This is a genomic window from Alcaligenes sp. Me129 (assembly GCF_050487245.1).
GTDB classification, from domain to species: domain Bacteria; phylum Pseudomonadota; class Gammaproteobacteria; order Burkholderiales; family Burkholderiaceae_B; genus Alcaligenes; species Alcaligenes phenolicus.
Window position 1 is genome coordinate 1 of record NZ_JBKQGX010000018.1, and the last position, 26,118, is coordinate 26,118.

24 protein-coding genes are annotated in these 26,118 nt (G+C 57.0%); 14 read left to right on the plus strand and 10 right to left on the minus strand.

Translation table 11 applies throughout. The features are described from left to right. Positions 1-564, plus strand: a 564-nt coding sequence (locus ACLPGZ_RS16195; protein WP_429641668.1) for an N-carbamoylsarcosine amidohydrolase, incomplete at its 5' end; no start/stop codon positions are given. 119 nt (positions 565-683) lie between these two features. Here ACLPGZ_RS16195 and ACLPGZ_RS16200 read toward each other — a convergent pair. Further along, complete coding sequence (locus tag ACLPGZ_RS16200; RefSeq protein ID WP_429641670.1) at positions 684-3,986, minus strand: autotransporter outer membrane beta-barrel domain-containing protein; 3,303 nt, start codon at positions 3,984-3,986, stop codon at positions 684-686. A 1,055-nt stretch (positions 3,987-5,041) separates the two neighbouring features. On the opposite strand from ACLPGZ_RS16200, the gene ACLPGZ_RS16205 reads away from it, so the two are divergent. Beyond that, positions 5,042-5,644 carry a nucleotidyltransferase family protein gene (locus ACLPGZ_RS16205; protein WP_429641672.1) on the plus strand — a complete coding sequence of 201 codons (603 nt, stop codon included), beginning with the start codon at positions 5,042-5,044 and terminating at the stop codon, positions 5,642-5,644. 8 nt (positions 5,645-5,652) lie between these two features. On the opposite strand, the gene ACLPGZ_RS16210 is transcribed toward ACLPGZ_RS16205, so the two are convergent. Continuing rightward, positions 5,653-6,393: a flagellar brake protein gene (locus ACLPGZ_RS16210; RefSeq protein WP_115634361.1), complete on the minus strand. Its 741-nt coding sequence runs from the start codon at positions 6,391-6,393 to the stop codon at positions 5,653-5,655. A gap of 112 nt (positions 6,394-6,505) precedes the next feature. Then, a complete protein-coding gene (locus ACLPGZ_RS16215) occupies positions 6,506-7,426 on the minus strand; it encodes a delta(1)-pyrroline-2-carboxylate reductase family protein (protein WP_115634360.1) in 921 nt (306 codons plus the stop codon). A gap of 215 nt (positions 7,427-7,641) precedes the next feature. Here ACLPGZ_RS16215 and ACLPGZ_RS16220 point away from each other — a divergent pair, with 215 nt between their 5' ends. Beyond that, complete coding sequence (locus ACLPGZ_RS16220) at positions 7,642-8,058, plus strand: YidB family protein (protein ID WP_022983226.1); 417 nt, start codon at positions 7,642-7,644, stop codon at positions 8,056-8,058. Positions 8,059-8,206: 148 nt separating this feature from the next. Here ACLPGZ_RS16220 and ACLPGZ_RS16225 read toward each other — a convergent pair whose 3' ends face one another. After that, positions 8,207-9,487 carry a bifunctional O-acetylhomoserine aminocarboxypropyltransferase/cysteine synthase gene (locus tag ACLPGZ_RS16225; protein ID WP_035273377.1) on the minus strand — a complete coding sequence of 427 codons (1,281 nt, stop codon included), beginning with the start codon at positions 9,485-9,487 and terminating at the stop codon, positions 8,207-8,209. Between the two features lie 273 nt (positions 9,488-9,760). Between ACLPGZ_RS16225 and ACLPGZ_RS16230 the strand changes: the two genes are divergently transcribed. Next, positions 9,761-12,469 (plus strand): AsmA family protein, encoded by a 2,709-nt coding sequence (locus ACLPGZ_RS16230; protein WP_429641674.1) that lies wholly within the window; start codon positions 9,761-9,763, stop codon positions 12,467-12,469. After that, a complete protein-coding gene (locus tag ACLPGZ_RS16235) occupies positions 12,466-12,858 on the plus strand; it encodes an MOSC N-terminal beta barrel domain-containing protein (protein ID WP_115634358.1) in 393 nt (130 codons plus the stop codon). The genes ACLPGZ_RS16230 and ACLPGZ_RS16235 overlap by 4 nt, the downstream gene beginning before the upstream one ends. Before the next feature lie 63 nt (positions 12,859-12,921). On the opposite strand, the gene ACLPGZ_RS16240 is transcribed toward ACLPGZ_RS16235, so the two are convergent. The 3 genes from ACLPGZ_RS16240 to rsmD all read right to left on the minus strand — a co-directional run bounded on the left by ACLPGZ_RS16240 (position 12,922) and on the right by rsmD (position 14,421). After that, positions 12,922-13,179: a YfhL family 4Fe-4S dicluster ferredoxin gene (locus ACLPGZ_RS16240; protein WP_009454772.1), complete on the minus strand. Its 258-nt coding sequence runs from the start codon at positions 13,177-13,179 to the stop codon at positions 12,922-12,924. Between the two features lie 85 nt (positions 13,180-13,264). After that, on the minus strand, positions 13,265-13,771 hold the full coding sequence (gene coaD / locus ACLPGZ_RS16245; RefSeq protein WP_009454773.1) for a pantetheine-phosphate adenylyltransferase: 507 nt from the start codon (positions 13,769-13,771) through the stop codon (positions 13,265-13,267). 20 nt (positions 13,772-13,791) lie between these two features. Further along, entirely contained in the window at positions 13,792-14,421 is a 630-nt protein-coding gene (gene rsmD / locus ACLPGZ_RS16250; protein WP_226349433.1) for a 16S rRNA (guanine(966)-N(2))-methyltransferase RsmD, read from the minus strand. 463 nt (positions 14,422-14,884) lie between these two features. Between rsmD and ftsY the strand changes: the two genes are divergently transcribed. Further along, on the plus strand, positions 14,885-15,967 hold the full coding sequence (gene ftsY, locus ACLPGZ_RS16255; RefSeq protein ID WP_371478820.1) for a signal recognition particle-docking protein FtsY: 1,083 nt from the start codon (positions 14,885-14,887) through the stop codon (positions 15,965-15,967). A gap of 141 nt (positions 15,968-16,108) precedes the next feature. On the opposite strand, the gene ACLPGZ_RS16260 is transcribed toward ftsY, so the two are convergent. Next, positions 16,109-17,638: a CYTH and CHAD domain-containing protein gene (locus ACLPGZ_RS16260; protein WP_022983223.1), complete on the minus strand. Its 1,530-nt coding sequence runs from the start codon at positions 17,636-17,638 to the stop codon at positions 16,109-16,111. A 119-nt stretch (positions 17,639-17,757) separates the two neighbouring features. After that, the gene (locus tag ACLPGZ_RS16265) at positions 17,758-18,585 is read right to left on the minus strand and encodes an IclR family transcriptional regulator (RefSeq protein WP_022983222.1); all 828 of its coding nucleotides are present in this window, start codon (positions 18,583-18,585) and stop codon (positions 17,758-17,760) included. Positions 18,586-18,700: 115 nt separating this feature from the next. Here ACLPGZ_RS16265 and ribBA point away from each other — a divergent pair, with 115 nt between their 5' ends. From ribBA to ACLPGZ_RS16295, 6 genes are read left to right on the plus strand one after another with little or no spacing between them, the layout of a single operon-like run. After that, the gene (gene ribBA / locus ACLPGZ_RS16270) at positions 18,701-19,867 is read left to right on the plus strand and encodes a bifunctional 3,4-dihydroxy-2-butanone-4-phosphate synthase/GTP cyclohydrolase II (protein WP_239054601.1); all 1,167 of its coding nucleotides are present in this window, start codon (positions 18,701-18,703) and stop codon (positions 19,865-19,867) included. 14 nt (positions 19,868-19,881) lie between these two features. Continuing rightward, the gene (gene ribH, locus ACLPGZ_RS16275) at positions 19,882-20,400 is read left to right on the plus strand and encodes a 6,7-dimethyl-8-ribityllumazine synthase (RefSeq protein ID WP_009454781.1); all 519 of its coding nucleotides are present in this window, start codon (positions 19,882-19,884) and stop codon (positions 20,398-20,400) included. After that, positions 20,354-20,869: a transcription antitermination factor NusB gene (gene nusB, locus ACLPGZ_RS16280; protein ID WP_042488795.1), complete on the plus strand. Its 516-nt coding sequence runs from the start codon at positions 20,354-20,356 to the stop codon at positions 20,867-20,869. The genes ribH and nusB overlap by 47 nt, the downstream gene beginning before the upstream one ends. Positions 20,870-20,882: 13 nt before the next feature. Beyond that, the gene (gene thiL, locus ACLPGZ_RS16285) at positions 20,883-21,845 is read left to right on the plus strand and encodes a thiamine-phosphate kinase (protein WP_239054600.1); all 963 of its coding nucleotides are present in this window, start codon (positions 20,883-20,885) and stop codon (positions 21,843-21,845) included. 9 nt (positions 21,846-21,854) lie between these two features. Continuing rightward, positions 21,855-22,376: a phosphatidylglycerophosphatase A family protein gene (locus ACLPGZ_RS16290; RefSeq protein WP_009454786.1), complete on the plus strand. Its 522-nt coding sequence runs from the start codon at positions 21,855-21,857 to the stop codon at positions 22,374-22,376. Next, positions 22,373-22,879, plus strand: coding sequence for a CinA family protein (locus ACLPGZ_RS16295; protein WP_026485462.1), 507 nt, complete (start codon positions 22,373-22,375; stop codon positions 22,877-22,879). The genes ACLPGZ_RS16290 and ACLPGZ_RS16295 overlap by 4 nt, the downstream gene beginning before the upstream one ends. Before the next feature lie 4 nt (positions 22,880-22,883). On the opposite strand, the gene ACLPGZ_RS16300 is transcribed toward ACLPGZ_RS16295, so the two are convergent. Then, positions 22,884-23,684 (minus strand): IclR family transcriptional regulator domain-containing protein, encoded by an 801-nt coding sequence (locus tag ACLPGZ_RS16300; protein ID WP_081055440.1) that lies wholly within the window; start codon positions 23,682-23,684, stop codon positions 22,884-22,886. A gap of 149 nt (positions 23,685-23,833) precedes the next feature. On the opposite strand from ACLPGZ_RS16300, the gene ACLPGZ_RS16305 reads away from it, so the two are divergent. Together ACLPGZ_RS16305 and ACLPGZ_RS16310 are read left to right on the plus strand one after the other, a co-directional pair. Continuing rightward, positions 23,834-24,820, plus strand: a complete 987-nt coding sequence (locus ACLPGZ_RS16305) for a Bug family tripartite tricarboxylate transporter substrate binding protein (protein ID WP_009454792.1) — start codon at positions 23,834-23,836, stop codon at positions 24,818-24,820. Positions 24,821-24,830: 10 nt separating this feature from the next. Next, a complete protein-coding gene (locus ACLPGZ_RS16310; protein ID WP_060186606.1) occupies positions 24,831-26,099 on the plus strand; it encodes a CaiB/BaiF CoA transferase family protein in 1,269 nt (422 codons plus the stop codon). The last annotated feature ends 19 nt before the right edge of the window (positions 26,100-26,118 follow it).

Here is a 26,118-nt window from a genome sequence, read left to right on the forward strand (position 1 = left end):
AAAGCTCCTTACGGCTTGTTGATTATTGATCTGGTGAATGGCTTTGCGGATCCTGCCGTGTTTGGTGGCGGCAATATTCCTGAAGCCATCGAGAACACCCAGAAGTTGCTGGCAACGGCGCGTGAACAGGGTTGGCCGGTGGCGCATACGCGTATCGTGTATGCCGATGATGGCGCTGATAACAACATTTTTAGCATCAAAGTCCCCGGCATGCTGGGTCTGACCGAAGACGCCCACAACAGCCACATCGTGCCGGAACTGGCTCCTGCACCCGGTGAGTTTATCGTTCGCAAGAACGTGCCGTCGGCGTTTTTCGGTACGCCTTTGGCCGCTTGGTTGACCCAACGTGGTGTGCAAACACTGCTGGTTGCTGGCGCCGTGACCAGCGGTTGCGTGCGTTCCAGCGTGGTCGATGCGATGCAACTGGGTTTCCGTCCCTTGGTGGTATCGGATTGCGTGGGCGACCGTGCGATTGGCCCTCACGAGGCTAACCTGTTCGATATGCGTCAGAAGTACGCTACCGTGGCAACGCGTGAAGAAGCGATGAAGTTGATCGGACTTTGATCGAGTATCGGTAGTCTGCCGCTTGGGGGCAGGCTGTCGGACCTGTGCCCCTGGGAGTCGAACGACTCTCGGGGGCTTTTTTATAGTTGCTGTTCAGGTCCGTGTGAGGCCATCTGTTTTTAAAACGCCCAGCGCAGATTCATCTGTCCTTGCAGCGATGAATACCCGCCGCCGAACTGTGAACTGATGCTGGTGCCAATCGACAGACGCTCACTGTGTTGCCAGGTCAGGCCAGTTCGCAGGCTCATCGTGTCGCGGGGCAGTACGCTATTGCGGGTATTGAACGTCGTATCTGTGGATGCAATGGCGAAACGGGCAGCTTGAGTCAGGTCGCGATCCAGCCATTCGTGATTCCAGCCAATGTCAACGTTCACGGCCAAGTTGCTGCCATCAGCCAGGGCGCGCTTCCATTCCGCCGTCAGCCCCAGGCTGGAGCGCAAGGCGTCTACGCGCTTGCTGTCCAGATGAAGTCGAGTGGCCGCATTGCCAGATTCGTCGACCGATGGGCGGGACACCAGGGCATAGTTCATGCTGGCAAAGGGGCCGACAGACAAGGATGGGTTCAACTGCCACAGGTAGCCTGTGCCGGCGTCAATCGACAGATTGCGTCCTGTCCAGTCGGACGAGTGCGTGGCCTGGTAGTCTCCGATGGCAATTTGTCTGCGCATATCGGCTTGTTCCAGACCCAGGCGCAGCCCGCTGAATGCAAAAAGACCGTCCCGAGCACCGGGCCGGTATTGTAGATGGGCAGCCAGACCAAACGCGGTGGCTTTGCTCTTGCCGGGGTAAGGGGCATCTGGTTTGACCGACAGGTCTGAAATATCCAGCTGCGCTCCCACGGCGAAGTCGGGGGCTGACTCCAGGGCGCGTCCGGCTCCAACGATCAGGCCATAGCTGTGGGCATCGTAGCCAAGCATGGACCCGCGCGTGTTTTGATCGCCACTGGCACCGAATACCAAGGCGTAGCCCTGCCAGTCAGTACCGGGCCGCAGCATACTTTGGCTCAGGCCTTGGCGGGCGGTTTGCATGATCGAGCGCTCATGCATCAGGGAACCGGCCATTGCAGCGCTGTAGCCTGCCGGTGAGATCTGGTCCAGGGCGGCGGATATTTGTGAACCGTCGGTAGCGGAGAAGTCGAGCGTCTGGAACAGGCCTTGTGCGGATGCTGGCCCGGCGGCGGCTAGTTTGAACAAGGCTTGGCCGGCTTCTTGCTGGTTCTCGTCGCGGCCATACTGGCTATAGGCATTGTTGGCTCGCGTGGCCGACAAGTGATAGCGCTCATTACCCAAAGGAGCAACGTCAAATTGCAAGGTGGGCGATACGGAGGCGATTTGAGTGGTGCCGAAGCTGCCGCTGTAGCTGGTTGCTTCAACAAACGAGCCTGTGTCGACGGACCAGGCGTTTTGATACCAGTCGGCGGCGGGCGTCAGTTGCAGCGTGCCGGCCAGGTCAGCATGGCCACTGACGGCAAGGGTGTCGTGGCCGCCTTTGCCATCAAACTCGGCTAACAGGCGGCCCGTTGCTGTTTGTTGAAAGTCGCCATTTACATTGATACGCCCGATGGAGTTGCCAGGCGCCAGGGTGCCAGCATTAATCAGAGCATTGCCGCTGGCCAGATCAAAGCTGGCATTCCCGCCCAAGGTTGCCGCTTCCTTGATGGTGGCGCTGTGAACCTGCAAGGTGCCGTTCAGTTGCGTTGTGCCGCCGTCAAATGACAGGGTCAGATTGTCTTTGCCGGTGATGTTGCCGGCGTAGCTCAAGTGGAATGTGGCATCGGGCTGATCAATGCTGCGGCCCATCTTGTTGGCAGCCTGACCAAAGGACAGCGTAGTCAGACGCAGCTTGTTGTTGTCGTCGCGTTCTGCGTAATGCGACACTATATCGCCTTCAATTTGTGCGCCTTGCATCAGGTTGATGCGCCCAACGTAGGCATTGTCAGAGATCAGGATGGCCGCTTCTTGACCTGCAACTCGCCCGCTGATGTCGGCTTGTTGAACCAGGGGGCCGTTCAGTTCGGGGAGCAGGGCTTCATTGCTGCCCTCGCTGCTACGGATGTAGGATCCACGTCGCTCGGTCTCGTTGCCTAGCGAGTTGGTGCCAAAATCGAAACGCAGGCCTACACCCTGAGGGCCAGTAGCCTGGATATCGCCACGATGAACCAATGTGTGTCCGCGTCCGTAGGCAAATTGAATGCCTCGCCCGTTCAAACCATCTGCGTAGATTCTGACGCCTGGGTCGATGACAAGGGTGTTGTTCTCGCCATCGACCCGTATGCCTGCACCGCCTGATCCTGCTGCCAGCAGGTCAGCGGCTTGTCGGACCTGATTATTGCTGCCATAGATATGCAGGCCCAAGCCTAAAGTGGATTGGTTGTACTGACCTGGAAGGTAGTGGGTGCCCTGGGCATTGCGGGCAAAGAAGCCTTGTGTATTCACCAGTTTCAGGCCATCGCCGTAGATCGAGCGCCCGAAGAAGTTGCCCCGGTCAATAGTGTAGCCCAGGTCTTGCAGAACGGCCAGTTCAGCTTCCATGAAGCCCGAATAGTTACGGAAATTATGGTGGCTCATGACGCTGTTTCGAAGTTCGATGTGGCTCATGAAGTTGTCATCTACGTCGCCGTTTTCCCCCAGTATCTTGACGGGCACGCCCTGCAGGCCTCCAGCCAGGACTTGCTCGATATTGGCGCCGACCAGGAAACCCTTGTCCTGCCGCAGATCGAAGGCATCAGGGTCGTAAGAGGTGTTGCAGCCATTGCATAGAACTTTCTGTCCTGCCTGTGCTGGATTACCGTTGTCGTCCCTTAGCAGTTGCGTCCAGCTACTCAGCTGGCTTGCGAAATACGGTCGTATGTCCTGTTTATTGCCTCTGTTTTCTACGCTGCTCAAAATACCCAGCCCATGAGCAACCTCGTGAATGGTCGTCAGGAGTACGCTGTCTTTACCGGTCTGGGGTGTTTGTGTAAACGCCGGACTTGTTGCGTAGTCGTCTGTGCCCAGGCCAAACAAACCATGTCCACCTAACGGTAGCGAGCCGGCGGCAGGCGACAGGCCGAAGATATTTTGCTGCATTTGCGTGAACGGACTTTGGCCGTCATTGGCTTCGGGTGAGCCACCGTAGGCGTTGCCCGACACATTACTCGTACCGATATTGACGATGGTTGGGGGATTGTTACCTTGGGTCTGGAGTATTTCAGCCCAATAGCCCAAGCCGTCAACGATCTCGTTTTTGTAAGCTTCATGACCTTGCCAGCTCCAGGAGGACGTAGTGCCCTCGTCGTCGAATGGACCATCGTCAATTTCAAAAAAACGCGCGATAAAGACGGGGCGTCCCGAGGCGTTTTCTATGATTCTGTCTTCCAGGGCTTGAGCAGACAGTGGGGCAATGACAAGCGCCAGGGCGGCACACAGTTTTGTTGGTTTCATTGTTAAGCAGGTGTTGAAAGCGCGAGATATTGTTTGCACTGGCTGGCCCCTGAGGTAGAGGAAACAGTTTGATTAGAGTGGGGCGTTCATTGTTGCTGCATCGGGGCAGGGCTGATGAAGGGTGGTACCTTGGCCTGTGTCGGAAAAATATAGCAGATGTGTCAAATTGATATCGTTGGTTTTAAACCCTTGGTCTTGGTTTTTAAACGGCGTGTATCTGCTTTTTTGAGCTTTGAGTTTTGGGTTAAAGGGTTGCGGGTTGCCGGGGAGTCGTTTTTTTTGGGGTGGCTTTCTTCTGGACGTGCCGTTTGGGCTTTGCGTGAGGCCTGTGGATGGTTTTCTTGTGTGGCCCGGGTACGGCTTGTCTTGGCGGGTCCCTTGCCCACGCTGCGCGTGGGTGCCCTTGTCAGAGTGCTGGGGCGGGCGGGTCGTGAACTCGGAGCGCGGTTTGTCCCCCGGACAAACCGCAAGCGTGCTCCTCAAACAGCACGCCCCTTGCATCCCGCCCCAGCACTCTGCCGGCGGCAAGAGCCCTGACTCGCCCGCCAAGCCGTACCCGGGCCTCACAAGAAAACACGCGACACTGCTTAAAGCCCAAACGGCACTGGCAGAGGAGGGTGAAAGGAAAGAAGCCCTATTTTTCAAGGAATTAACAAGGACTTGGTAGAGAAAAAGCCTTTGTGAGTCGTTCAGTCGGCCTGCTGGGGTGTCAGGGCGGATCAGAGTACTTGCCGCGGGCAGGAGATAGCGTAGGGGTGCAAGCATCCTGCTGTTTGAGCGGGACGTTTGTGGTTCGTCCGGGGGACGAACCACCCCGCGAGTTCAGGATGCGCCCGTAGCTATCTCCTGACTAGGGTACCGGTGCGTAGCACCGGCAAGTGCTCAGCCCGGACACCCCAGCAGGCCGACTGAATGGCGTTTTCACAGAGACTTCTTTTATCCACTAATCAATGTTCTTTCACCCAGCTTGTTCCTCCACGCTTCTTTCTATTAGTCTAGTGAGCGAAGTAATAAGCATTTTCGACGAGGCACCACATCGTTCAAAAGGAGCCAGGATGGCAGGGCAGCAGCATGTATCTGGAGTGACGGGCATTATTCTGGCGGCGGGCCTGGGTAGGCGGTTCGATCCGTCGGGCCAGCAGTTGAAGCTATTGGCCAAGACTGAAGATGGCAGAACGATGGTGCGCCGCGTCTGTGAGACGGCTTTGTCCGTGCTTGATGAAGTGCTGCTTGTTTGTGATGTCCATGAGCAGATTTTGCGTCGGGAGCTGAGTGGCTTGCCGGTCAGATTTGTTCAGGCACCTGAGGCCATCCGCGGTATGGGTGTCAGCCTGAAAGCCGGGATCCACGCTTGCAGTCCCCGTTATGGTTATGTCGTTCTGCTGGCGGATATGCCTTGGTTGCGGCCAAGCACCGTAGCGGCGGTGGCTCAGGCGGTGCAGGATGGGGCCGGGATTGTGCGTCCCGTTTTGAATGGCCAGCCCGGCAATCCTGTGGGCTTTGGTCTGGAATGGCGTCAGCCGCTTTTGAGGCTTCCTGACGAGCAGGGCGCGCGTGGCTTGTTGCAGGCCAACAAGGATCAGACCTTGTTTGTGCCTTTGGTGGACGAGGGGATTTTGCGCGATGTGGACACCCCCAGCGATTTGAGGATGCCCTAAGCATCGAATTAGCCGTGACCGCGCTGTTTGGCGATCTGCTGGCGTTCCAGGCGGCTGATGTAATGCTGAATTGCCATCTGCGTGGAGGCAGACAGGTCAATGAAGGTACAGCCCAAACGTTGAATCTGTTTGCCATTAGGCAGTTGCTGCGTTTCCGTACGCGCTACTTGTAGCGCCACAACAAAAGAACCGGCTTGCGGCAGTTCCAGCAGGGATTCGGTTTTATGCGTGCCGATCACCTCTGCCAGGGTTTGCGATTCGTCCACCAAAGACAAGCCGCCACCACTGATGTCGTGCAGCAGAAAGCTTTTGGACTCGTTATTCAAGCGCAAGATCACCATGGCCGGTTCGCTGACGGGTACGTTGACGCGGAAGAACTCACGTCGCTGCAAGCGGCGAATGGATTCGGGGATCGGGATCGCCAAGGCTGGCTGACCTTCGTAGGACACGACCTCTGGGGTGGGGCCCTGAAACGTCACCTTGATCTTGTCCAGCGAGGTCTCGAAATGGGTGTGTTCGGACTGCAGCAGATTGCGGGTTTTTTCTTCTTTGTTGGCGGTATCAATCACCACCACGTTATTGTCCAGATCAATATCCAGAATGGTGGTGACAATCCGGTCATTGCCCTGATTGGCTTCCATGTGCAGTAACAGGCCCCCTTTTTCGATAGCCCGTAAAACACGCAGAATTTCAAACTTGGACTGGATCTGATACGGATCGTCTTCGGTGGGAGGGCTCGTAGAAGTCATGGGTAGGGCGGCAAAAAGAGATCGGTAAGTGACTGTAAGGGATTGTACGCGCCAGAGTAACACTCTGGGCGCGCTTTGGCGTGTGAAGTCAGCTAGTTAACAGCCTAAGTATTTAGGCTTGGTTTAAATGATGCAGGGCACAACGTGCTGCTGCCAAATCCCACGCAGCCGAGCCTACTGATTTGAAGAACAAGGGCTTGTCTTTGGGGGCTGGGGTACGCAGCGCCTGGTGAATGCTGTGGACTTGCTCCCAGTCCACGTCGGCCTGGATCAGGTCGCCTGCTTCCTGGCGGGCGCCGGCGACATCATCGGCATATAGACGGCTGGCCAGCAAGGTGTGGGCCTCGAACTCGGCCATATCTGGTTGAAAGGCTCCCAAGCCAATCAGCAAGCGATCAAGGCGTGCGGGTTCGTGATACACGGGTGTCAGACTGGAGGTCAGGGCGATCAGTACATCCGTTTTTTCCGGAACAGCCGTGGCGGCCTGGACCCGGTCCCCGAATCTGGCTTGCAAGGATGTGGCCACAGCCTGTGCACGGTCTGGGTTACGGCCTGTCAGGGTGACGCGTGCTTTGGGGTACAGCGTCATGATGGCATCGCAATGCGCGACAGCCTGTTGTCCGTACCCCAGCAAAGTGATGTGCTCCGGCCCTTGGGGCCACAGGGCTTGAATACCCAGCATGGATACTGCTGCAGTACGGCGTTCGGATAGGGTGGGTGCATCCAGAATCAGTAGTGGCAAACCGTTCTGGGCATCGTAGACGCTGACCAGGCCCTGGATACTGCCCAGTTCCTGCTGCTGGTTGTCCAGCATCACATTAGCCAGTTTATGAACACCTATATCGTGTGAGACCGCTGGCATGGACAGCATTTGCCCCGTTTTGGGATAGTCCAGAACCTGACGGGTTGGGGCGACGATAGTACCAGCAGCATACTGGGCCATGGCCTTGCCTAGCTGGGCGACCAGTTCAGGATAGGGCAGAGCACGAGCAGTCTCTTCAGAGGACAGGACGGTATAGGAAGCTTGCGTCATTCCAGGGTCTCCATGGAGTCGGTCTGTGGGGGATGCCGGACTATTGAGAAACCAGTGTAGCGTAGGCCCAGCCCAGGGCAATAGGGCCTTTCCGCCAGTGATCTATTGACCCACCTTGACAATTAATCCGCCCCGCCTGGTGGCCTGTCGCGGCATAATGAGGCCTGATATCAACACCTGCCCACGCGCGGGGCCGTGCATTGGGGAGAAAAATAATGAGTTTGCTTAATTCTGTTGTGTCGGCCTTGTCGGCTACGGATTCCAAATCCAAAGAGCAGGGCGCTTTGTTGCCCGCCCTGATTCAAGTCATCAGCAGCTATCCAGGCGGTTTGAGCGGCCTGATCGAGCGTTTTCGCTCGGGCGGGTTTGGTGATGTGGTGTCGTCCTGGATTTCGCAGGGCAGCAATCAGGAAATCGGCCAGCAGGATTTGCTGGGCGTGATGGGGCAACCGGCCATCAAGCAATTGGTGGATCTGTCGGGTTTGAATCAGCAAAGCGTGCTGGATAATCTGAAGATCATGCTGCCGTCCCTGATCAATCAAGCCAGCCCCAATGGTCAGTTTGACCCATCTCACATTACCGACGCCAGCAGCCTGCTGGGTGGTTTGACGCAGTTGTTTCGCAAGTCCTGATTCTCTTGCGTCCGTGACACGGTCTGTCTGACGGCCGTATTGCCAAGAATGAAAAAAGCCTGGAGTCGGTGCAATACCGATTCCAGGCTTTTTTGCTTGATGCAGAAAAACCTGTACAGCAATTCCGGCCTGTACAGGTTTTTGGGTCTTAGCCGCGTGCCGCTGCTTCCAGAGCTTGTTCCAGATCGGCCAGAATGTCGTCGATATGTTCCAGGCCAACGGACAGACGCACCATGTCTTCGCTCACGCCTACGGCGGCCAGTTCTTCGGCATTGAGCTGACGGTGAGTTGTGCTGGCAGGGTGGCAAGCCAGGGATTTGGCATCACCAATATTGACCAGACGCAGCACCAGGTTCAGCGCGTCGATAAAGCGAGTACCGGCTTCAATGCCGCCTTTGATACCAAAGGACAAAATCGCCGCAGGCTTGCCACCCATATAGCGCTTGGCCAGTTCATGATCCGGATGGTCAGGCAAACCGGCGTACTTCACCCAGGAAACTTGTGGGTGCTTGTTCAGATACTGGGCTACTTTCAGGGCGTTTTCTGTATGACGCTCCATGCGCAGAGGCAGGGTTTCGATGCCTTGCAGGATCTGGAAAGCGCTCAAGGGGGCCAGGGCAGCGCCGGTATTGCGCAGCGGAGCCACGCGGCAGCGGCCGATGAAGGCGGCTGGGCCAAAGGCTTCGGTATAGACCACGCCGTGGTAGGACGGGTCAGGCGTATTCAGGATGGCAAAGCGATCTTTGTGCTCGGCCCAGGGGAACTTACCGGAGTCCACGACCATGCCCGCAATGGTGGTGCCGTGACCGCCCATGTATTTGGTCAGCGAGTGCACGACAATGTCGGCACCGTGCTCGATAGGACGGCACAGGGCAGGCGAGGCCACGGTATTGTCTACAATCAGGGGTACGCCATGACGGTGAGCGGCATCGGCCAGTGCACGGATATCGATGATGTTGCCAGCCGGGTTGCCGATGGTTTCGCAGAATACGGCACGAGTGCGGTCGTCGATCAGGGCTTCCAGTGCTTCGATATCATTGGGTTGGGCAAATTTGACGGTAATGCCCTGGCGCGGGAAGGAGTGCGCGAACAGGTTGTAGGTGCCGCCGTACAGTTTACTGACGGACACAATGTTGTCGCCGGCCTCTGCAATCGTTTGGATAGCATACGTGATGGCTGCCATGCCAGAGGCTACTGCCAAGCCCGCAATCCCGCCTTCCAATGCTGCAACACGCTCTTCAAGCACGGCATTGGTGGGGTTCATGATGCGGGTGTAAATATTGCCGGGCACCTTCAGGTCAAACAGATCCGCGCCGTGTTGCGTGTTGTCGAAAGCGTAGGAAGTGGTCTGGTAAATCGGAACAGCAACGGCTTTTGTGGTCGGATCTGGCTGGTAGCCAGCATGAATGGCAAGAGTCTCTAGTTTCATGGTTAATTCTGGAATTGATGATCAAGTGGCTTATATAAGACAAAGCAAGCATAACCCTTGTATGTAGAGAAAAGCATCTAAGGGCGCAGACATTAATACTATGCCTTTATTTCTTTTGGTAATAATGACGAATTACTGACAACAGGCTCTGCTTTTTAAAGTGCGGGTGGATATTTCTTATTTTCGTTACTTCGCAATGGCCCGACATGGGTTAGCATTTCGTATCCGGGCAGATGGCGTGTTGCATCCTGCCCCGAGGTCCTAGAGGCTTACATGAAAGTATGGTTTAAGCGGGGCTTATTCAGCCTCGTCGTTTTAGCTATTGTCACGGTGGTAGGCGGGGCGATTTTCCTGCTGACATTCAATCCCAATTCGTACAAGCAGAAGCTGGCTGACATCGTCCAGCAAAAGTATCAGCGTACGCTCAAGATTGACGGTGATATCGAACTTTCTTTATTTCCCCGCATTGGCCTGTCCGTGCAGGGGCTGTCCCTGTCTGACCGTAATTCGGAAGATCCTTTCGCTTCTTTGGAAAGCGCCCGGTTTGCGGTGGCCTTGTGGCCTTTGATCAATAACCGCCTGGTAGTGGACCACGTTGCTGTTACCGGCTTCAAAGCCTGGATTGTGCGCGATGAAGAGGGCAAGCTGAATTTTGACGACTTGCTGCAAGCCCCGCCGGCTGGCCCTCACCTTCCCCTTGCCCGCTCGGGCGTATCCTTGTTGCCCGCAGCACAAGCTGCCGAGGCGCCTCAGACAGCCGAGCCTGCACCCGAATCCTTGCCTGTTCCTGAATTGATTGCCAAGCGCTCGGGCAGCGAAACGGATTTCCAGATTGATATTGCAGGTCTGAGCCTGAAGGGTGGTGAGATTCATTACTTCAGCAAACGCAGCAATGTAATTGGCCGTTTGTTGCAGCTGGAAGTGAACACGGGCCGCATGACCTTTGGTCAGCCTTTTGATGTAGCTTTCAAGAGCCGCTTGTCGGGGGACTATCCCGTGGCGGATGGTGTGCTGGAAGGGCAAGGGCAACTGAGTCTGGACCCTGCTTCCAAATCCTACGGTGCGCAAAAGCTGAACTTGAGTTTTATCGGTGATCTGGACCAGCTGCAGGCACAAAGCCTGACACTTAAGGGCAATGTGGCCTACAAGTCGGCCCAACGCCAGTTCAGCGCCACCAATCTGGATACCCAATTGCAAGGTCAGTGGTTGGGCGCTTACCCGGTCAGCGATCTGAATGCCACGCTAAATACGCCCAAGATGGAAATCGACAGCGTCAGCGACCTGGTGTCTTTCGAGAAGCTGGCTCTGCGTGTTCGTGGCAAAAATGAAGATCAGAATCTGGATCTGGCCCTGGATGTGCCTCGTATCCAGGTATCGCCTGCCCAGGCTGAAGGCTCGCCTGTCGTTGCCAGCCTGAAAGTCAGCGGCCCCAAGGTCCTGGGTTTGGGTTTGACGTTGCAAGGCTTGTCCGGTAACAGCCAGGAATTGATATTTGAGCAGGCCAAGCTGGACGGCGCCATCAAACAAGGCAGCCGTGTGGCGCAATTGAAGGCCAGTTCCCCCATGCAGTGGCAACCATCGAATGAGTGGCTGCGTCTGCCCGAGATTCAAGCCAATATCCGCGTGGAAGACGAGGCCGACGCAGGTAGCCGCTTCGAGATGCCGCTGACGGGCCAGGCAGACCTGAACAAAGGCAAACAAGAATACAGTGCGCAGCTAAGCAGTAGCACCGAGCAGGCTCAAGGCAGTCTGGATGTGAGCTTGCAAGATAAGGGTAAAGGGCCGTTGCTGAACGCGGTACTCAAAGCGGACAAGCTGGACCTGGACGAACTGCGTTCGATTTTCTGGGTGACAGCCCCCGAAGTGGTGACCCCACCGGAGCCGGAGCCAGAGGCTGAAGTGCCGGAAGCCGCTGCCGAGCAGGAGCCGGGCGCAGAGGAAGCTGAACAAGTCGAGCAGCCCAAGGCAGAGCAGGCAGAGGCGGCTCCCGCAGCCGAAGAAGTGGTTGAAGAAGCTTCCTCTTACGCTTGGCTGGATACGCTCAGCTTTGATCTGCGTTTTGAAATCGAAAAGCTGCGCAGCCTGGGTGTGGTGATGGATCAGGTGAAAGCTCAGGTCAAGAACCAGGGCCAGTTGATCAATTTGTCGCAGTTCAATGCGCAGGCGTATGAAGGTCAGCTTCAGGCCAAGGCCAAGGTTGAGCCCGGCAAGCGCTTCGAATTGGGCCTGAAGCTGCAGCAAATGCAGGTCGGTTCGCTCTTGCTGGATGCGTTCGGCAATGACTACCTGGCCGGCAAGGGCAATGTGGATCTGAACCTGAAGGCTCAAGGTGCCACAAGCCAGGAGCGTCTGAATGCTCTGGAAGGCGGCCTGACGGTCGATTTGCATGACGGTAGCTGGCGCAGCGTTGATCTGGACCAGAGCGTGCGCGATATCAACGAAGCCGTGCGCAATGCCTTTGGCGGTCAGATTCCTTTGCTGCTGCCCCAGTCCGATCCTTTGCGCCGCACGGTGTTGAACCGTTTGCAGGGCAGTCTGGATATCAAGAAAGGGCAAGCGACTTTCCGTAATTTACGGGCCACCACCCCGATTCTGACGGTGACAGCGGCTAAAGGCGCCACGCTGGACCTGGTAAATCAGCAAGCAGATGTGACTTTGCAGGCTCGCCTGAACCACAACAATCTGGCCGTGGAAGAGCGCAAGTCCTTCCAGGACCTGCGCAATGTGCTGATTCCTATCCATATCTCCGGCCCCTGGACAGGGCTGTCCTACCAGATTCAGTGGAAAGACATTGCCAGCAACTCCATCAAGAAGGCACTGCAAGACGGTTTGCTGGATTTGTTGAGCCAGCAAGCTTCAGAAGCTAAAGCAGAGTCCACCCCCGATGTGAAGTCCGAGGTGAAGCAGATCATCAAGGAAGAGTTGGGGGCCAAGGTTCCACAAACCGTGGGCGAAACCATGAAGCAGTGGTTCAAGCCATGAGCACCAGTTCAGCGTTAAGTTCGCCTGACCAGACGGTTTGCCTGTTGCAAGGCGGCCCGTCCCTTAGTGACGGCAAGGCACTGGCCTGCAAGGGGCGATGGGTGCTGGGGAACGATCAGGGGCAGGTTCTGGCCGCCGATGCGCTGCCTGCTTTGGCCGAGCTCAGTATGGAACTGCGTTTTGGCCAGCTGGTGTTGCGCGCTCCCGGTATGTTGCGCCTGGATATTGAAGTGGATGTTATTGAAGACGATCCGGATTCCTTTTCCCTGTGGCAGGAAAATGGGCAATCCGTGCAATTGGTAGACGAAGGGGATTTGCCTGCCCAGTGGTTCAGCCGCTATACAGGCCAGTCGCTGCGTCTGTTAAAGCGTTTGCCCCAGGCTGAGTAAGCTGTCTGCGCGGTGATCCCTATAGAACAAGCCCTGCTCATGGCAGGGCTTTTTTTATTCTATTTATGTCGTAGGTTCGGACTGTAGCCGGTGATAGCGGGCAAGCAGCGTTTCCTGGCTTTCCTGGTGCTGGGGGTGAACCTCGATACATTCGACCGGGCACACTACCACACACTGCGGCTCATCAAAGTGGCCGACGCATTCTGTACACAGGTTGGGATTGATCTCGTAGATCTCCTCGCCCATGTAAATAGCCAGGTTAGGGCACTGCGGCTCACAAACGTCGCAGTTAATGCATTCTTCAGTAATGTGCAGTGCCATAGCGCAGTGTCCTGATAAGCGTGGTCCTTGGATTTGACCAGTCGGTCACCCTACAGTGTAGTACGGACTGCTGCGCAGGGCGAGTTCAGGTGGCTGAAACCGTTTGCTGATTGCGTTCCTTGGCTTTGGTTTGTAGCCAACGCTCCACGGACGGGAACACAAATTTGCCTACATCACCGCCCAAAATGGCAATTTCGCGCACGATGGTGCCGGAGATGAACTGGTACTGATCCGAAGGAGTCATGAACATGGTCTCGACTTCGGGCAGCAGGTGACGGTTCATGCCCGCCATTTGAAATTCGTACTCAAAATCGGACACGGCGCGCAGGCCACGTACGATAACGCGACCATTTTGTTCGCGTACAAAGTCCTTGAGCAGGCCGGAAAAGCTTTTCACTTCCACGTTTGGATAGTGGCTGAGCACTTCGGAGGCGATCTCAACACGCTCTTCAACGGTGAAGAAAGGGCGCTTGTTCTGGCTGGAGGCCACACCGACCACAACGTGATCGAAAAGGTTGGCGGCTCGCCGGACCAAGTCTTCATGGCCTCGTGTCAGGGGGTCGAAGGTGCCGGGGTAAACAGCTGTGATCATGGTGCATCCGCGTAAGTGGTTCAAGTTGGCAGGTCGGAGTCCGGGGGGAGCGGTGCAGGCGTCCCGGAAAATTCGGCATTATTGACTGTTTTTTGCATCGCAGCAAATCGCAACAAATGATAATGTACCTGCCCTGCCTTATCCTGTCGTAGTATCCCGTATTGATCTGGGGCTTGTATAGGGGTTTCGGACTCAATGTAAACCAGTGCGTCCGGTGCCAGCACATTGGGCAGCAAGGGCCAGATACGTTCCATCCAGTCCTGCGCAAAGGGCGGGTCTATGAAGACCAGATCGTAGCGCATCTGGCTGCGCTCCAGAATATGGAGGGCGTCGCCCGCATGGATACGGACGTGGTCTGCCTTGAGTTTGGTACGCAGGCTGCGCAAATTGCTGACAGCGGGTCCGTGGCGTTCCACCATTTGTACAAAGGCGACACCGCGCGAGGCCGCTTCAAAGCCCAGGGCTCCGCTACCGGCAAACAGATCCAGCACGTTCTTGTTGCTGAATTGACCGCCCCAGAAGTGGTTAAGCCAGTTAAACAGCGTTTCGCGCACACGATCCGGGGTGGGCCGCAGACCGGGTGCATCGACGACTGAAATCGGTGTGCGGCGGTAATCACCACCTACAATACGGACAGCATGTTTTCTCATTAGCGCTTTGATCGGATAATGTGGTCATTCAACAGAATTTTCTAGTGTAAATCGTATGTTCAGTTTTTTTAAAAGAAAGAAGGCCAAGCCAGAGCCACAAGTCACTCAAACGGAGCTGACCGAGCCGCTTTCTCCTGCCCCGTCTCAGCCCCAGGCTGACGCGGCAGATGCATCCCCCGCTGTATCGCAGGAGCAAAGCACGCCGGTTCAAACGCCGGTGGCCTCGCCTGCTGTGGCTTTGGATAGCCAGGCAGCCAGCCAGGCTGAACATCGCGCTGCTTCCGAGTCTACGCCCACGCAGCCAGAGGTGCCACAACCCGCCCCGGCCAGTGTCCCGACCCCAGAGCCTGCCCGCGTCCACGAGCCGCAAGTGCAGCCTGTACCTGAACCCGTTCGTATTCCCGAGCCGGAGGTGCAGCCTGTGCCGGAGCCAAGCCGTGCTCCGGAGCCCGAGGTCGAGCCAGTGCCTGAACCCGAGGTGCAGCCGATTCCCGAGCCGGTACCGCAACCGGAACCCGAGATACAGCCGACTCCTGAACCGGAGCCAGAGATTGTTCCAGTTCCTGCGCCACAGCCTGACCCAGCACCTGCCCCGACGCCAGAGCCAGAAGCCGCCGCACCTGTGGTGAAAACTTCCTGGATGGCACGCTTGAAACAGGGCTTGTCGCGTACCGGTCAGAGCTTGAGCAGCCTGTTCGTCGGTGCCAAGGTTGATGAAACGCTGTTCGAGGAACTGGAAGACGCCTTGCTGATGGCAGACGCGGGTGTTGAGGCTACCGAGAAACTGATTACCGCCTTGCGTGCTCGTGTTCGCAAGGAAAAAATCAGCGATGCAGCCCAAGTCAAACAAGCCCTGTGCGACATCCTGACCGATCATTTGAAGCCCCTGGAGAAATCCTTTCCTCTGGAATCGAGCAAACCACTGGTAGTCATGATTGCCGGGGTGAATGGTGCAGGTAAAACCACGTCTATCGGTAAGTTGGCCCACACCTTCCAGGAGCAGGGCGCAAAAGTCTTGTTGGCCGCCGGTGATACCTTCCGTGCCGCCGCTCGTGAACAACTGATTGAGTGGGGCACCCGCAATAACGTCAGTGTTATTGCTCAAGACGGTGGTGACCCCGCTGCGGTGGCGTTTGATGCCGTGCATGCAGGGCGTGCCCGCGATATGGGCGTGGTCATGGTGGATACCGCCGGCCGCTTGCCAACCCAGCTTCACCTGATGGAAGAGCTCAAGAAGATCAAGCGCGTCATCGGCAAGGCCGATGGTCAGGCTCCTCATGAAATTCTCTTGGTTGTGGACGGCAATACCGGCCAGAACGCCATTTCGCAGATCCGTGCCTTTGATGCAGCCTTGGGTCTGACTGGCCTGGTGGTTACCAAGCTGGACGGTACGGCCAAAGGCGGTACGCTGGCTGCCGTTGCTGCCTGTGCGCAAGGCGTACGTCCTATTCCGGTTTACTGGATTGGCGTGGGCGAGGGCATGCAGGATCTGCAGGCCTTTGTGGCCCGTGAGTTTGCGTCGGCCTTGTTGGGCATGAACGCTTAAATCCAAGTTTGGCTGTCAAAAAAGCGGCGATGCCTGTAAAGACATCGCCGCTTTTTTATCCCTGGGCCGACCAGGAGAAGAGCGCTACGTAGTGGCAAGCAAAGGCTCAGTGCACAGTGGGCTTTTCAGTGCTTTTGGCGTTCAGCGTCGCAGAAGCTCTGTTTGCGGCTGATGCTGATCCAAGGCATTGAGCGCATGCTGTGCATGGGCGGCACGACCTTGACGGGCATGCGTCAGCCAGTCCCGCGCAAACTGCGCTTGTTCGGGGTTGGCCGCATGTTGGGCATACCAATCCAGCGCCACGTCCACGTCGGTGACTGCACCAATCAAGGCCTGACATTCGCGCAGCACTTTGTGCAGCCCTTGCTTGTCGGCTGCGCTGGGCAAAAACTCCAGGCAGTAGCGCAGGCTCTTGATACGGTTGCGCAAACGATGCTGCTTGTCCTGGCTGATCTGCGCAAAGCGTTGGCTGCGTAGTTGAATTGTCTGGAACCAGCGGCTGATACGGGCTTCGATCAAATGTTCGGGCTGAGGCACACCATTCAGTTCCAGCGTAGGGCCGCAAATCAGGCTTTGCAGATTACTTAACAGCAGGGACTGAAACTCGGCTGCACTGGCCAATTGGACCGGGTCGTGCTCCAGATGGGCGGGAGTAGGTTCAGGTGCGGGGCCGGGCATTCCCGCCTGCAGCAGCAAGGGGGTGATTTCCAGGTGTACCAGGTCATGGTCGCGTGCCTGACCAAACAGACCAAAATAATGTGTCAGGCGCGTATTGGCATACCCTTCGCTAGCCGATAGCCACATTTTGAACAGCTTGCGGCAGGAGCGCAGACGGCGTAGACCCACGCGCATCAAGGCCAGATAGTCGGCCTGACGGGAGGAGTCCGGTCGTATGCCATCCACGCCCGCCAGCAAGGCGGCATTGCGAATGACCTGCTCCAGGCTCATGGTGGCACTCAGGCTATAAAACTGTTCCAGATCTTCGGTGTCAACAAAATGCGGTTTGGGCAGGTCGTAGGCTTTGCGGGTCAGGGCCGCAGCTACCTGTTCGGGCGTCAGATCCAGACTTTCCGATTTGGCCCGGCGGCGGTCCGCCAGACTGGCCAGGGCATCACCACGCTCGGACTTGCTGCGCATCTCCAGAATCAGGCCATGTTTGTACAGCCAGCGCTGGCCAACCTCAAACATGGTCAGGCTCTCGCCCTTGATCAGCTCAATTTCCAGCTCGTTGACCAGCAGCTTCAAACCATTGGATTCGATATGACCCACATCGTAGGCCAGCTCCAGTTCAGACTGGCCTTGCTTGATCAGGGCCAGCTCGCGCTGGATGCGGGTTTGATAACGCGCTTGAATCTGATCCGCGTAACGAGCCAGCGCAGCGTGGGCGGGTGTGTCCTGATACAGACTCAGGTCCAGTTCCGGGCCGGGACGGGGGTGATTGATTTCAATGCGGGACAGGGTATCAGGACCGGGCAGTTTGACGGTCTGAACCCATTGCTCGCCTTCCTTGCGCAGACGCAAGGCGATACTCGAGCGCGCCAAATCGCGTTCGGGCGTATCAAAGTAAATGGCATTTAAGGTAATGCTACCCGTGCGTACGGCGTCAAAGGCGGTCAATAAACCGGGACGGGCACTCTCGGGTACAAAAAATTTCAGTTCTTGTTCTAGCACAGCATCGCACTCGAGAAATCACCCACAACAGGTGGGCGGATAAAACGATTATTTTGCATGTAAACCAGCCAAACTTGAAGTGTCGACACCCGTATAAGTGTGTGTAGTCATGTCAAGTTTTATAAAGGGGGAGTACCTAGTGGCTCGCGCCAGCCCAACTGGTGTGAAATGCTGTTGGCGCACTGTCGCAACTGAGCCAGGATGGGGCTGTTGATACTGGCATCAAACAGCGTACTGGGGCCCAGACTTGTCAGGGCCAGCACAATCTGGCCGGAGTGATCAAATACGGGGACGGACAGGGCATCAATACCGGGCAAGGGGTTGCCCAGTGCCTGTGCCACACCTTGTTCACGGATTTTCTCCAGCATGGCAGCCAGTTCTTTGGGGCTGGGGCGCAGCGGACTGATACTGGTGACAACCGCGCTGTCACCTGCCTCGCGCTCAATGTAGTGGCGCGCCACTTCAGGGGGCAGCCAGGCGGCAAAGACGTGGCCGGTGGCCGTGTGCAGCATGGACATGACCGTGCCGCAGCGCATGTTCACATGGACCGGGTAGCTGGCCTCGCTGATATGAACCATGGTGGGTCCGTGTGAGCCCAGCACCGCCAAGCCCAGGGTGTGCCCGATGCGCGAGGCCCAGGCTTGAACCAGGGGCAGGGCAATCTTCACCGGGTTCTGGCTTTGCAAGCTGACCAAACCCATCTGCAAGGCAAACGGCCCCAGCTCGTACAGGCCGGTAGCCGGAGCCTGCTGCACCAGTCCTACGTTGGTAAAACTGACCAGATACGGGTGGGCTTTGGCCGAACTCATCCCAGCTTGCGTGGCCAGATCTCGCAACATCATGGGTTGTCCGCTATCTACCAGCACTTTCAACAGGCCAAAACCCGTTTCAATGGATTGGATACGGCGACGCTTTTCGTCCATAGCAGGCAAAATGGGTTCGGTCATAGGGGTTTGGAGCGGTTTGGCACGGTCTTCAAGTGTACCGACTAATGAAGCTGCCCGCCGGGCCTTGGGTGTCGTAAAATGGCCTTAATTATTATCTGTCTGAGCAAAGAGCACGATGAATCAAGAAATTCAGTCCGACGCTGGTCAACTGGGCGCCAGTCCAATCGCTCCCGTTCCAGAGATTGTTGAAGAGCTGCGCGCCGGTCGCATGGTTATTCTGGTTGACGAAGAGGACCGCGAAAACGAAGGCGATCTGGTCATGGCCGCCGAATTCGTAAATGCCGAAGCGATCAACTTCATGGTGACGCATGGCCGCGGTCTGGTTTGCCTGACGCTGACCGAAGAGCGCTGCCGCCAGCTGGACCTGCCTTTGATGGCCACCCGCAACGGTACCCGCTTTGGCACCAACTTCACGGTGTCGATTGAAGCGGCTGAAGGCGTGGAGACCGGCATTTCCGCTGCTGACCGCGCCCGTACTGTGCAAGCGGCCGTGGCCCGTGATGCACGTCCGATTGATCTGGTGCAGCCTGGTCACATTTTTCCCTTGAAGGCGGCCAAAGGTGGTGTGCTGGTGCGTGCCGGTCACACCGAAGCGGGCTGCGATTTGACGGCGATGGCAGGCTTGACCCCGGCTGCTGTCATTTGTGAAGTGCTCAATCCTGACGGCACCATGGCGCGTTTGCCCGATTTGTTGGTGTTCGCCCGCGAACACGGCATCAAGGTTGGCACCATTGCGGACCTGATCCAGTACCGCAGCGAACACGAGTCCATGATCGAGCGTTTGCACAAGAAGTCCGTCAAGACTCCTTATGGCGAATTTGAATGCCACGCTTACCGCGATCTGTCTTCCGGTGGCTTGCATCTGGCACTGGTGCACGGTGAAATCAGCCCGGAAGTGGAAACCCTGGTGCGTGTACATGAACCGACTACCGTGCTGGATGTTCTGATCGAGGGGGATGTGGGCCACAGTTGGACCCTGCCCACTGCGTTGCGTACCGTGGCCAAATCCGACAGCGGTGTTGTCTTGCTGATGAACTGCCAGAGCTCCGAAGAAGAGAGTTTCGAGCAGATTCAGGCTTGGGCTGCAGACAGCCCGGCCCAGGCGCCACGCGGTCGCCCTAGCCGCAACGATCTGCGCACCTACGGAATTGGTGCACAAATTTTGCGTGACCTCAATGTTGGTAAAGCCCTTTTGATGTCGCGACCACGTAAAATGCCAAGCATGGCCGGGTTTGCATTGACCGTGACGGGTTACCATAGCGAACCAGACTCTCAATCCTAAGCGGAGCTTCCAACATGAATCCTTACATTGTTACCCCTGACCTGAATGGGGAAGGTCTGCACATTGGTATTGTGCGTGCGCGTTTTAATGAATCCATCGGTCTGACCGAGTTGGAAGCCTGCTTGAAAGAGCTGGAAGCTTTGGGTGTAGACGAGCGCGACGTGACCGTTCTGTCCGTCCCCGGTGCGCTGGAACTGGGCATTACCCTGGGCCAGATGGCTGAAACCGGCGAATTTGATGCCCTGATCGCTCTGGGTGCTGTTATCCGCGGTGACACCTACCACTTTGAAGTGGTCAGCAATGAAAGCGCTTCGGCCATTACTCAAGTCTCCCTGGCAACCGGTATTCCTGTTGCCAACGGTGTACTGACCACCAACACAGATGAACAAGCCGAGATTCGTGCTGCTGAAAAAGGTCGCGATTGCGCCCGTACAGCGGTCGAGCTGGGCAATCTTATCGCCGTCCTCGAACCCGAGCTGGACGACGATGAGGACGAAGATTACGAGGACGAAGATCTTGACGACGACAAATAAAGTCCCGGCCAGCAAGGCCAACGGACGATCCGCGCGCCGCCGCTCGCGCGAATTTGCCCTGCAGGGCATCTACTCCTGGCTGTTGCGAGGTGCTGATGGCCTGCAGGAAGCCACCTCCATCGACGCTCATATCCGGGGCGACGAGGAGTTTGGCGAAGCCGACGCAGCCTGGTTCAAAACCTTGCTGTTCGGCGTCATGCGCGAAGCCCCTGTGCTGCGCGAACGCTTTTTGCCGTATGTGGATCGTCCTTTGGAAGAGCTCTCTCCCATCGAACACGGCATCTTGCTGATTGGCAGCTACGAACTGGTGCATCACGTTGAAGTGCCTTACCGCGTAGCCATTAACGAAGCCGTTGAACTGGCCAAGTCCTTTGGCGGTACCGACGGTTTCAAATTCGTGAACGGCGTGCTGGACAAACTGGCCGCCGACGTACGCGCACCTGAAGTTGCCAAGCAGGCCCGCCGCTAAAACGGGGCGTGCCGTGCTGAACGAGTTCGGTCTTATCCAGCAGTATTTCAATCGTCCCGCTCCCGAAGGCTATTTGGGAGTGGGCGACGACTGCGCCCTTTTTACTCCAACACCCGGCTGGCAACTGGCCAGCAGCGTGGATCTATTGATCGAAGGGCAACATTTCTTTCCCGATGTGGACCCCTTTCTCTTGGGGCACAAGGCGCTGGCCGTGAACCTGTCGGACCTGGGCGCCATGGGGGCCAAGCCACGAGCCTGCCTTCTGGCTTTGTCCATGCCCGAAGTCCGGCCCGAGTGGCTGGCCGCATTCTCCAAAGGTTTGTTTGAACTGGCCGATCAGGCGCAATGCCCCTTGATCGGTGGCGATACCACGCGCAGCAAGCAAGGGGTGGTCATCAGCATTACGGTGCTGGGTGAAGTCCCGGTGGGGCAGGCCTTGCAACGCAGTGCGGCTCAAGCTGGTGACGACATCTGGTTGACGGGGACGTTGGGGGCGGCTGACATTGCCTTGCGCCTCTTGCAAGGTCGACTGGCTGCGGACCCGGAACGTCTGGCTGCCAGCCGCCCAGCCTTGGAACAACCCTGGCCGCCTTACCGCCTGGGCCATGCCCTGGCAGGTTTGGCTCATGCTGCCATTGATGTGTCTGATGGCCTGGTTCAAGACCTGGGCCATATCGCCAAAGCCAGCCAATGTGCCGCCCATCTGGATTGGGACGCCTTGCCGCTGGATCCTTCCTTAAATGGGTTGCCTGCCGAGCTGCAACGCGAAGCGGTTCTGGTTGGTGGTGACGTTTTTCAATTGTGTTTTACGGGGGCTCCCCAACAACGGGAGTCCATCATGGCGCTGGCCCAGCGCGAAGGCGTGCAGCTTAGCCGTATTGGCTCCATGCACGCTGGTAGCGGGGTGTACGTGCGTGATCAACAGGGTCTGCATCCTGCCCCTGCCCAGGGCGGTTTCGATCATTTTGGTGGCTGAGTCTGTGTCATGAGCACATTTCCTGATCCTTCCTTGAATCCCATTCAACGTCCTACCCTGGATTGGGTGGTGAAAAAGCCTTGGCGCCTGATTGCCTTTGGCGGCGGTACCGGCGTATTGCGTCCGGGGCCGGGTACCTGGGGCACGGTGCTGGCCTGGGTCTTGTGGGTCTTGGGTCTGCATGTGCTGACCGACACGCAAATGGCCATTTTCTTGCCGCTCACCTTTTTCATTGGCTGCTGGGCTTGCCACCGCACGGGCTACGACCTGGGCGTGTCCGATCACAGCGGCATGAATTGGGATGAGATGGTCGCCTTCTGGCTGGTGCTGTGGCTGATTCCGCAGACCTGGCTGGCACAGGGCATCGCATTCGTTTTATTTCGTTTCTTTGATATTCTCAAACCACCGCCAATCCGCTATTTTGATCGTCGTCTGCATAATGGTTTTGGCGTTATGTGGGACGATCTCCTGGCGGCAGGCTATACCTTGTTGCTGATGGCTGTCTTGGTACGTTTTGGAGTTTTCTCATGAGCGATTACGAGCACGGCAATGCCGCCCTGGCCCTGGGGCGAGCCCTTAAAGATCGCGGCTGGATGGTGGCCTGCGCCGAGTCATGTACGGGTGGCCTGCTGGCTGCTGCCCTGACGGACCTGCCCGGCTCCAGCGCCTGGTTCGAGCGCGGTCTGGTCACTTACAGCAATAAGGCCAAGGTTCAGGAACTGGGCGTGAACCAGGACACCCTGGATCGTTTTGGCGCGGTCAGCGAGGAAACCGCCATGGAAATGGCGGCGGGTGCGCTGGAAGCCACTGCAGATGCGGAACTGGCTATTTCCACGACCGGCATTGCCGGTCCGGATGGAGCCACGGCGGGCAAGCCGGTTGGCCTGGTGTGCTTCGGTTTTGCACAGCGCCGGGGTGATGGCATTGTGACCCGCGCCTCTGCTCGTATCTTTGATGGAGACCGGGCCCAAATCCGTCAGCAGGCCGTGGAATACGCCTTGGCCAGTGCGCTGACCATGCTCAATCCCGCCTGATTGCTCAGGCCGGCAACATCAAACCCAGCTGCCTGGCGCTCGAACGTAGTTCGGGCAGGCAGCGCTGGATCAGTTTCTCTTCCGTATCCTGCCAGTCCTTGATGCTGATGCTCATCCCGGCCACAACGCGTCCGCTGGCACTGCGCACGGGTACGCCAATTGCCGTTAGACCCAGCTCCAGTTCTTCCTTGATCAAGGAATAATCCTTTTCCTGTACCTGCTTCAATTCGCGCAGCAAGGCCTCGCGAGTATGGGCGGTGTATTGCGTCATGATCTTGAAGGGAGCCAGCTCCAGGTAGGCATCCAGCCTGCTTTGCGGCAACTGCGACAGCATCATTCGCCCGATAGAGGTGCAGTGAGCAGGCAGGCGGCTACCCAAGCCTAAAGACACAGTCAGTACACGCTGTCGTTGGGCGCGTGCCAGATACAGAATTTCGTCTCCATCCAGCAAGGCCAGTGCACAGGTTTCACCGACGCGGTCACTCAGGTCGTCCAGTATGGGCTGGGCCAGACTGACGATGGAGGTCGAAGAAAAGTAGGCATGGCCCAGCTGCAAAATCGCCGGACGCAGTTTCCAGAACGGACCTTCCTGCTCTGCATAGCCCAGGGCTTGCAACGTGTAGAGGCAGCGCTGCACCACCGCCCGTGCCAGACCCGTTTTCAGGGCAATTTCTGCGGCCCGCAATGGCCGCCTTCTGTCTGAAAAAGCCGTAATCACCTGCAAACCACGGGCTAGCGATTGCATGTAGTCCGGATCGCCTTTGTAGCTGCTGGCGGTAGGGCTTGTCTCTTTATTCGTCGTCATTGCTCAGTAAGTGGCAAGGTCTAGTTTTGTTCGATTAGCGAACTCGATGGGATTAACAAGAATTATCGATGATAAATTGTAAAAAAAACAAGACTTAGCAATTTAATAATCAAGTTCGATTATCGGACAAAATAAGTTTGGAGTGATTCATGAAAAAAATTCTAGCCCGTAAAGTGGCTCCTCTGCTGGCCGGAATGGGTTTGTTGTTTTGTTCCTTGGGCGCGCAAGCCGCGTATCCGGACAAGCCTATCCGTCTGGTTGTGCCCTTTACGCCGGGCGGTGTGACTGACGTGATTGCCCGAGGTGTCGCGCAGCAACTGTCCAAGGATCTGGGCCAGATCATCATTGTGGAAAACAAGCCCGGCGCCAGCGGCATTATCGCTACGGACTTCGTCGCGAAATCTGCCCCCGATGGCTATACCGTCTTGCTGGCCGCGGTTGGTCAGGCCGTGGTGAACAACCACCTTTACAAGAAACTGCCTTACGATCCGGCGCAGGATCTGGCTGCTGTTTCTCTGGTGGCGGAAGGGCAGAACGTGCTGGTGGTGAACGCCAAGCAAAGCCCGTTCAATACGGGCGAAGAGTTGATCAGCCATGCTCGCGCCAAGCCCGATGATCTGACTTACGCTTCCTTTGGTAATGGTTCGTCCTCGCACCTGTCGGCCGCCGCCTTTACCACGATGGCCAATATCGACGTCATCCACGCTCCTTACCGTGGCAGCGCACCTGCCATGACTGATCTGCTGGGTGGCCACATCTCCTTCATGTTCGACAGCATGGGCACCGCAATTACGCACATCAACGCCAATACTGTGCGTCCCCTGGCTGTGTCCGGTCCGGAGCGTTCCTCCTTGTTGCCAGAGGTTCCAACCTTTGCAGAGTTGGGCCTGAACCAGGGCTATAACGTGACAGCCTGGTTTGGTTTCCACGTCAGCAGCGGCACGCCTACTGAAATTATTGATCGCCTGAGCCAGGCCATGAAAACCGTCAGCGAGAACAGCGAGTTTGTTGAAACCTTCCGTCGTCAGGGCGTGGACATCATTTCCTCCACCCCTGCCGAGTACGCCGAGTTCCTGCGTCAGGAAGACGAGAAATTGGGCAGCCTGATCAAGCAAGCCAATATCACGCTGGACTAATTGTTTTTGAATGGAGCACTGTAACGTGAGCGATCAGCACGCCTCGCAGGCGACGCGTCCTGCCCCTTTGGATGGTATCCGGGTTCTGGATCTGACACGCATTCTGGCTGGCCCATGGTGCACACAGAACCTGGCCGACCTGGGGGCCAATGTCTACAAGATAGAGCGACCCGAAACCGGCGATGATACCCGCGCCTGGGGCCCGCCCTTTTTGCAGACACCTGAAAAGGAAGATACGGCGGAAGCGGCCTATTACTTGTCGGCCAACCGTAATAAGCAGTCGATCAGCCTGGATATTGCCAGCCAGGAAGGGGCGGATGTGGTGCGTGCCATGGCACGGGAATGCGACATTCTGGTGGAGAACTTCAAGGTGGGGGGGCTGGCTAAATACGGCCTGGACTACGCCAGCTTGAAAGAGATCAACCCTCGCCTGATTTATTGCTCGATTACCGGCTTTGGCCAGACAGGCCCTTATGCCGAGCGTCCGGGTTATGACTTCATGATCCAGGCCATGGGCGGCATGATGAGCTTGACGGGCGAGCGTGATGACAAGCCCGGCGGTGGTCCCCAGAAAGCGGGGGTTGCCGTCGCGGACTTGATGACGGGCATGTATGCCACCAGCAGCATTCTGGCCGCCTTGTTTGAACGCTCACGCAGTGGTTTGGGGCAGCATATCGACATTGCCTTGCTGGACTGTCAGGTAGCCATGCTGGCGAACCAGAACATGAATTATCTGGTCAGTGGGCAGGCACCGAAGCGAGCCGGTAATGCCCATCAGAATCTGGTGCCCTATCAGGTGTTCCCGACGGCCGATGGCCACATCATTGTGGCTATCGGCAATAACCGTCAGTTCGCGGCTTATTGCGAAGCAATTGGACACCCGGAAATTGTTGAGGATTCGCGTTTCAACATTAACAGTCAGCGGGTCAAGCACAGGGATGAGCTGGAGCAGATCCTGAGTGCCGCGATGCAACAGCATCCTAGCGCTTACTGGCTGGAAGCACTGGATAAGATCGGTGTGCCAGCTGGACCTATCAATGATCTGCACGGCGTGTTCTCGCACCCGCAGGTTCAGGCCCGGAATATGCGTATCGAGCTGGACCACAGCCAGGCCGGCAAGGTCAGCATGACGGCCAGCCCCATGCGCTTCTCTGACAGTCCGGTGTCCTACCGTATGGCTCCGCCACAATTGGGCGAGCATACCGAGCAGGCGCTGGAGAGTTTGCTGGGAGCGGATAACCCGGAGCTGAAGCAGTGGCGCAACCGGAACCAGGCTTGACTAGGGTTAAAAGCCAAAG